Source organism: Candidatus Desulfatibia sp. (genome assembly GCF_036446775.1).
Taxonomy (GTDB): domain Bacteria; phylum Desulfobacterota; class Desulfobacteria; order Desulfobacterales; family UBA11574; genus Desulfatibia_A.
Map to the genome: position 1 here is coordinate 1 of NZ_JAZFTO010000321.1, position 6,740 is coordinate 6,740.

A 6,740-nucleotide genomic window follows, 5' to 3' on the forward strand; every position below is an offset into this window, starting at 1 on the left:
TTCACAAAATCACCGTCATAGTAGATCAGCTGCTTGATCGCCGTCCAGAAGCTTTTCCAGGTTTCATCTTTCAAGCCGACGACATGGGCCACTATCGAAAAAATCCCATACTGCTTAAGCAAACGGCATGCTTCCAGATCCAAACGGGTAGTCGAACCTTTCTTAATGGCTTTAAGAACTTCCGGTTCGGTCGATTCGATCCCCAAAAGTATATATTGCATGCCGGCCTGTTTATAGAGGTGCATAATGTCACTGTCGCGCACGATGTCAGTAGTCCGGATCGATACAAAGAAGTGGACCGGGATTTGGCGTGCCGCCAGCTCTTTAAGAAAATCCCGCCACGTTGCTTTGCACGAGGCAGGATTTTCATCCGCCAGGCTCAGGAAACGTACATCATGGGTACGGTATAACCACTCGATTTCGTCCACGACCTTGATGGGGTCACGATGACGCCACTCAACCCAAAAGTCGTGCTGACCGCAGTAAGTGCAGTTATGCGGGCAGCCTCTGGAAAACTGGATGATTGCCGCCCGCCCCAGACCGAAACATTGATAATCGTCCCAGTTTTCGATTAACTCCCAGCCAATACGGAATGTATCTAAATTTTGGATCGGGGGCAGAGGCGGAGTGACCACTACCTGATCCCCGATACGATAGGCAATCCCTTGTACACGATGCAAAGAGATCTCGGATTCGATCGCCTCGACCAGCTTGAGAGTAACCGCCTCTCCCTCTCCACGCACGATGAAATCGACTGCGTTTTCGTTTTCAAGAGTCTGCTCGGCGTGGAAGCTTGGATAGACCCCGCCATAGACTGTGATAACATCGGGGCAGGCGTGCTTGATGGCCTTGAACATCTTCACACAGACCGGGTGGGCGGAAGTCGATCCGGCATGACCGGTCATCACTATCTGCGGCGCAAAGCGCTTAACCTCATTCACAATTGCGCTGATCGAAAGGTGCCGGCGCTCGGCATCCAGCAACCTGACCTTGTGCCCCGCGTCCAGCAGCGTACCGCCGATCATTAAAAGTCCAAGGGGAATCTGGTGTCCGGTGCCCAAGCGGGAGCTCAACGTTACATACGGTGGGTTAATCAGCAGAATTTTCATGGTCATTGAACCTCAATAGATGCAGCAATAAATACAGAAATAGATGCAGCAATAAATACAGACAAAGTCTTCAGATTTTTTGATATTTGCACAGGTACCTGCGAAAAAGTGTAATGGCCCATTGAAGCCCTAATGACCTCCCCGCACGACTTCGCGACATTGCTACCACTTTGTGGCAAGTATTTCAACTATAAAATTATGATGGTCTCATAAAAGTCAAAAACTACTTTTTACGACGTTTTAAGTTTTAGGTGTTAAGCTTTAAGTGTCTGTTAAATCAATTTATTTTAGACCTAAAACCTAAATGTCAGGACATCGATGACCCCCGCCTAAAGGTAACCGGGGCTGCGAAAGTTTCATAAAATCGTAACACTATTTTATTTTTTGATTTTTCTTGACAGCACATGCCACCTTGTGGCACTTAAGCATTGGTTTTCAACACTTGCGCCCCAATAGTGATGATCTCGTAAAAAGTCACGAATTCAACGATATGTGAACTCGTATGGACAGCGCAGAATTCAAACATTTCCGGAAAAAATTGAAAAAGACCCAGCGGCAGATGTCCCAGCTTCTGGGAACGTCCATCAAAGCGATCCACAGTTATGAGCAGGGCTGGCGAACCGTACCGCCCCATGTGGAACGGCATATGTTTTTTTTGATCTCCAGAATTGTGGAGCATAAAAAAGACCGCAGGCCCTGCTGGGAAGTAAAAAAATGTCCGCCTGAGTTAAAAAAAGAATGTCCGGCCTGGGAGTTTAAGGCGGGCCAACTATGCTGGTTCATTTGCGGAACAATTTGTGACGGCGGCGTTCATCAAAACTGGAAAGAGAAGATGAAGGTTTGCCGGTCCTGTGACGTTTTCAAATACTTGCTGTAAATTGAAGCTCTCTGCCATCCCGCTTCAGCACTATTCGCCTGTAAGAAATTTTATCGGCTTTTCAATTCGCTATTCAATTACCACCCCTAAAATGTCAGATACAAGCATATAAAACGTTATTATTTTATAAATTTTCAAGATTGTCTGTGCAAGATTCAGGTGGTATATTGGTAGCTTATCCTTAAATCCGTACAGATACTTGATGCTTGATTCTGGATACTGGTTGAATACTTGCAAATCTTGTTGTATATCCAGCATCAAGTGACCAGTAACAAGTATCAGAGACAATAATCAAAGAAGATTGATTAACCCCAAAAATATTATTTTAAAATTCATAGAATGAGTGAATATATAGAACATGATCAAAACGGAATCTCGGTGGGGATTGTAGCAAAGCAGGTTTACACCTTTGCGGAGCCACCCCATGAAATGATCCTGGAATGCGGTGAAAAATTAGGTCCCATATCGATTTCTTACGAAACGTACGGCAATTTAAACCAAGATAAAAGCAACGTTATCATTGTGTGTCATGCCCTTTCAGGAGATTCCCACGTGGCCGGCTATTACAGCAAGGATGATCCCAAACCCGGCTGGTGGGACATCATGGTAGGCCCTGAAAAAGGTATCGATACCGACAAATATTTTGTCATCTGTTCCAATATCCTGGGAAGCTGTATGGGGTCCACCGGTCCCTGCAGCTACAGCCCTAAAACCGCTGAACCCTACGGGCATGATTTTCCGGGCATCACCATCGGTGATATGGTCAGGGCTCAAAAGGCGCTGCTGGATCACTTGGGGATCAATAAGATCCTGGCGGTCATCGGCGGCTCCATCGGCGGGATGCAGGTTCTGGAATGGTGCGTCAGATACCCGGACATGGTCGTTGCGGCCATCCCCCTTGCCACTACTATGAAACACTCGGCCCTGGCGATTGCATTTAACGAGGTGGCCCGGCAGGCGATTATGGCCGATCCTAATTGGAACAACGGCAACTATTATAACGGCCCCAAACCGAATCTGGGTCTGGCTGTTGCCCGCATGATCGGTCACATCACCTACCTTTCAGACGAGTCCATGCGCATTAAATTCGGACGCCGCTTGCAGGATAAAAGCGATTTTTCTTTCAATTTCGATGCCGACTTTCAGGTGGAGAGCTATCTGCGCCATCAGGGCGCCAAGTTTGTGGATCGTTTTGATGCCAATTCTTTTCTTTTTATTACCAAAGCCTCCGATTACTATGATCTGGAAAAAGAGCACGGCTCAGGATCGGCGGTCAAAGCATTTGCCAAAGCCAAGGCCCGCTTTCTGATTTTATCCTTTACGTCCGACTGGCTTTATCCCACCTACCAGTCCAAAGCAATGGTACAGGCCATGAAAAAAAACGGTCTGGATGTCAGCTTTTGTGAAATCGAAGCCGAATGGGGGCATGATGCTTTTCTCTTGCCCAGTGAGCGCCTGACCGCTTTGATTAAAAATTTTTTAGAATCCGTCTATAAGGAAAACCTAAAACAGCACAATGCGTTATGATCTTAAGATAATAGCTTCCTGGATTGAACCGGGATCAAAGGTGCTCGATCTTGGCTGCGGTCAAGGGGATCTGCTGCACTTTTTAAAGCAAAATAAGCAGGTCGTCGGAACCGGAATCGAGCGGCGTGAATCCAGGGTCGCCCGCTGCATTGAAAAGGGGCTTTCAGCACTCCAGGGTGACGTCAATACAGAAGTAGTGGACTACCCGGACAACGCCTTTGATTATGTCATTTTGAGTCAAACCCTGCAGCAGGTCTATGAACCGGCGGATTTAATCCGATCTTTGCTTAGAATCGGGAAAAAAGGAATCGTCAGTTTCCCCAACTTCAGCTATTGGACCATACGCCTGCAACTGCTGCTGACGGGCTATGCTCCCATAACCCGGCAGCTCCCTTACGAATGGTACGACACCCCCAACATCCGGGTCATTACCATCAAGGATTTCAGGAAGTTTGCCAGAGAGGTCGATTTTAAAATCATCAAAGAGGTGGCCATCAACACCCGCAATAATGGCAAAATTGGTAAAATCATCAAATTTATGCCCAACCTGTGCGCCACATACGGCATATTTCTGATAGGGAAATAGTAACCGTTCAGGGTTCAGAGGTTCAGGGTTCCAGGTTCCAGGCTAGTTAGTGTCCATCCATAAAAACCCTGAACGGGGAACTCTGAACCTGGGAACGCCTACGAAAAGTAAATCTTGCATGCCAGAATTTAATAAAATATCCTTGCTTGAAAAAGCTCCGGAAACTGCTGCCCGCAATCTGGAAGACTATTTTTCAGATCACATTGATGCGATTATAGCATACAGTGGAGGGGTTGACAGCACCCTGCTGGTTTATGTCGCCCACCGTGCCCTGGGCAACAGAATGGTGGCCGCCCTGGCCGACAGTCCTTCCTTAAGCCGCCGGGAATTTGATGCCGCCGTAAATTTCACCCGGGCCCACGGTATTCCCCTTCGAATCGTTCAAACCGCGGAAATGGAAGATCCCCTCTACCGGGCCAACCAGGCCGACCGGTGCTATCACTGCAAAAAAACTCTGTTCCAAGAACTAAAAAAACTCCGCAAAGAGCTGGCGGGACCCGGGTCTGAAGCGTCCAGGCCGATCTTTTACGGTGCCAACCTGGATGATCTGGAAGATCATCGGCCCGGCATGCAGGCCGCCGGCGAAGCTTCGATCCGGTCTCCATATCTTGAACTGGGCATTAATAAAAATACTATCCGGGCCCTGTGCGCATATTATGGCCTTGAAGTTGCCGTCAAACCCGCCATGCCGTGTATGTCCAGCAGGATTCTATACGGTGAAGAAGTGACTTTGGAAAAACTGCGCCAAGTTGAAGAAGCAGAAAATTTTCTTTACACACTCGATTTGCGTGTGCTGAGAGTTCGGCATCACGGCTTTACCGCCAGGATCGAGGTTTTGCCGCAGGACTTTACCAAAGTTCTGGAAAATCGAGATAAAATCAGCCAAAAATTTCATGAATTGGGGTTTACTTACATTGCGCTGGATTTGGACGGCTTTCACAGCGGCTCTCTCAACACGGTTTTAGAGCTACCCGAATAGCAGTTAAAGGTGAAAAGTTGTCCTGGATGCTGGATACTTGATACTGGATAAAATAAGGACAACTTCCTTTTAAAATCCAATAACCAGTGAGTAGTAAGCAGTAACCAGCAACCTGCATCCAGTATCCAGCATCTATTATCCAGTTCCCAGCAACCCGTAACCCAAAACCCCGCCATAAGGATCTTTGCTGCGCTTCGACCAGCAATCAGCAAATAATGGGATTTAAATCAATATCTCGCGGATACCCCAAAGAACGCCAACCGATTTGTTGTCTTCCGCTTTGAGCTGACTATGGTTTTTTCCCATCCCCTGGCTGTTTTCGACTTTCGGGTGTGACGACGCTCTTCGTTTCCGCTATGATGTTTTCGGAAACCTTGTCAGCCAACCCAGTTCTGTACCTTCAAACCTGGTACGCGTTGAAACTCTCGCTCGTTGTTGGTTACTATCGTAATGGCTGCCGCCTTGGCGTGCGCGGCAATCCACAAATCGTTGTTACCGATAGGCTCCCCTTTGGATTCCAGTGATGCACGGATGGCCCCATAAGTTTTCCCGGCATTCTCCGGCATTGGCAAAACAGGAACAAAGGCCTTGAACTCCTCCAGTAACTGCAAAGCCTTTTTACGCTGCTGACTTTTCTCTGCACCATACAGCAGTTCCCCCCACGTGATAACTGAGATAGCAGCATCACCAAACTTAAGCTTTTGAAAACGCGCTAACACTTCCCCGGGCTTCTGACGGTGAATGTAAATGCAAATGTTGGTGTCCAACAGATAACGAGTGGGCATCACAATCCCTCGCGAGACTGAGGCGGCATATCATGGCGGCCTTCGGCAAGAAAATCGTCGGGAAGGTTGGTCAACAGCTCAAAAGCCCGAGCCAATCCTTTCGCCGGTTCCCGAAGTACAATTTCGTCGCCACGGCGGAAAATTTCAAGCACCTTGCTCCTGACCGAGAATTCCTTTGGCAACCTGACCGCCTGACTATTTCCTGATTTAAAAACTCTAGTCGTCGTCAAAACAGCCTCCTTTCTTTGGGGCACGAGTTTGTTCCCTCCAACGGAATCGTAAACGACCCTTCTGTTTTTGTATACACATCAAAGTATATACTTATTAAAATTATTGTCAATTTATTTATATAATGAGCCTACTCATCTTGGAGTGGTGTCGAACCAAGCTGGATGCTCAATTATTAAGGGATTATATTTTGCTGGTGCCAGGTCAAGTAAATCCACATTTTTAACTTTGTAAAATCATCTTCGTATACCGACAAGTAAGCAGTGATCAGTTATTAGTTATTAGTTATTGGTTATTAGCAACCCAAAACCCCGCCATCGGGCTCTTCGCTGCGCTCCCACCAATATCCAGTAAATAATGGAAGTTAAATCAATATCTCGTGGATGCCCCCAACGAACACGAACCGATTTTAGGTTGCATTAAATTTAATATCCCATTATTATTAAAGATATGCTGGTTAAAGATAAATTTAAAACTATCGATTAACGCGATAAAATTCGAGGATGCCCCGGGGCCCCTCAGCAACGAAACCTTTGAACAATGATGAAGGAAAACCAGCCAGAAAAGAGATCCGAAACCAGAGAGCTGCTGGATCGATACTATAGCGTCGATTTTTTAATAAAAGAGACCGGCGAAGTGTATCAGTTCA

At 46.9% G+C, this 6,740-nt stretch carries 7 protein-coding genes; 4 read left to right on the plus strand and 3 right to left on the minus strand.

The features are described from left to right. Positions 1 to 1,115, minus strand: a 1,115-nt coding sequence (locus V3S16_RS15160; RefSeq protein WP_413886420.1) for a radical SAM protein, incomplete at its 3' end; no start/stop codon positions are given. Between the two features lie 496 nt (positions 1,116 to 1,611). Here V3S16_RS15160 and V3S16_RS15165 point away from each other — a divergent pair. The 4 genes from V3S16_RS15165 to larE all read left to right on the plus strand — a co-directional run bounded on the left by V3S16_RS15165 (position 1,612) and on the right by larE (position 5,078). Then, positions 1,612 to 1,986, plus strand: a complete 375-nt coding sequence (locus V3S16_RS15165; protein ID WP_413886422.1) for a helix-turn-helix domain-containing protein — start codon at positions 1,612 to 1,614, stop codon at positions 1,984 to 1,986. A gap of 339 nt (positions 1,987 to 2,325) precedes the next feature. Then, the gene (gene metX / locus V3S16_RS15170; protein WP_413886424.1) at positions 2,326 to 3,513 is read left to right on the plus strand and encodes a homoserine O-acetyltransferase MetX; all 1,188 of its coding nucleotides are present in this window, start codon (positions 2,326 to 2,328) and stop codon (positions 3,511 to 3,513) included. Then, on the plus strand, positions 3,503 to 4,099 hold the full coding sequence (gene metW / locus V3S16_RS15175) for a methionine biosynthesis protein MetW (RefSeq protein ID WP_413886426.1): 597 nt from the start codon (positions 3,503 to 3,505) through the stop codon (positions 4,097 to 4,099). The genes metX and metW overlap by 11 nt, the downstream gene beginning before the upstream one ends. A 118-nt stretch (positions 4,100 to 4,217) precedes the next feature. Further along, entirely contained in the window at positions 4,218 to 5,078 is an 861-nt protein-coding gene (larE, locus tag V3S16_RS15180; protein ID WP_413886428.1) for an ATP-dependent sacrificial sulfur transferase LarE, read from the plus strand. A gap of 377 nt (positions 5,079 to 5,455) precedes the next feature. Here the strand turns inward: larE and vapC are convergent, their stop codons facing one another. Together vapC and V3S16_RS15190 are read right to left on the minus strand one after the other, a co-directional pair. Next, positions 5,456 to 5,863 (minus strand): type II toxin-antitoxin system tRNA(fMet)-specific endonuclease VapC, encoded by a 408-nt coding sequence (gene vapC / locus V3S16_RS15185; RefSeq protein ID WP_413886430.1) that lies wholly within the window; start codon positions 5,861 to 5,863, stop codon positions 5,456 to 5,458. Then, positions 5,863 to 6,093 (minus strand): antitoxin, encoded by a 231-nt coding sequence (locus V3S16_RS15190; RefSeq protein WP_413886432.1) that lies wholly within the window; start codon positions 6,091 to 6,093, stop codon positions 5,863 to 5,865. The genes vapC and V3S16_RS15190 overlap by 1 nt, the downstream gene beginning before the upstream one ends. Positions 6,094 to 6,740: the final 647 nt, after the last annotated feature.

Bases quoted from the DNA above. Each gene is read 5' to 3' on its own strand.
- metX (WP_413886424.1), top strand. From the start codon at position 2,326: ATGAGTGAATATATAGAACATGATCAAAACGGAATCTCGGTGGGGATT.
- larE (WP_413886428.1), top strand. From the start codon at position 4,218: ATGCCAGAATTTAATAAAATATCCTTGCTTGAAAAAGCTCCGGAAACT.
- metW (WP_413886426.1), top strand. From the start codon at position 3,503: ATGCGTTATGATCTTAAGATAATAGCTTCCTGGATTGAACCGGGATCA.
- vapC (WP_413886430.1), bottom strand. From the start codon at position 5,863: ATGCCCACTCGTTATCTGTTGGACACCAACATTTGCATTTACATTCAC.
- V3S16_RS15165 (WP_413886422.1), top strand. From the start codon at position 1,612: ATGGACAGCGCAGAATTCAAACATTTCCGGAAAAAATTGAAAAAGACC.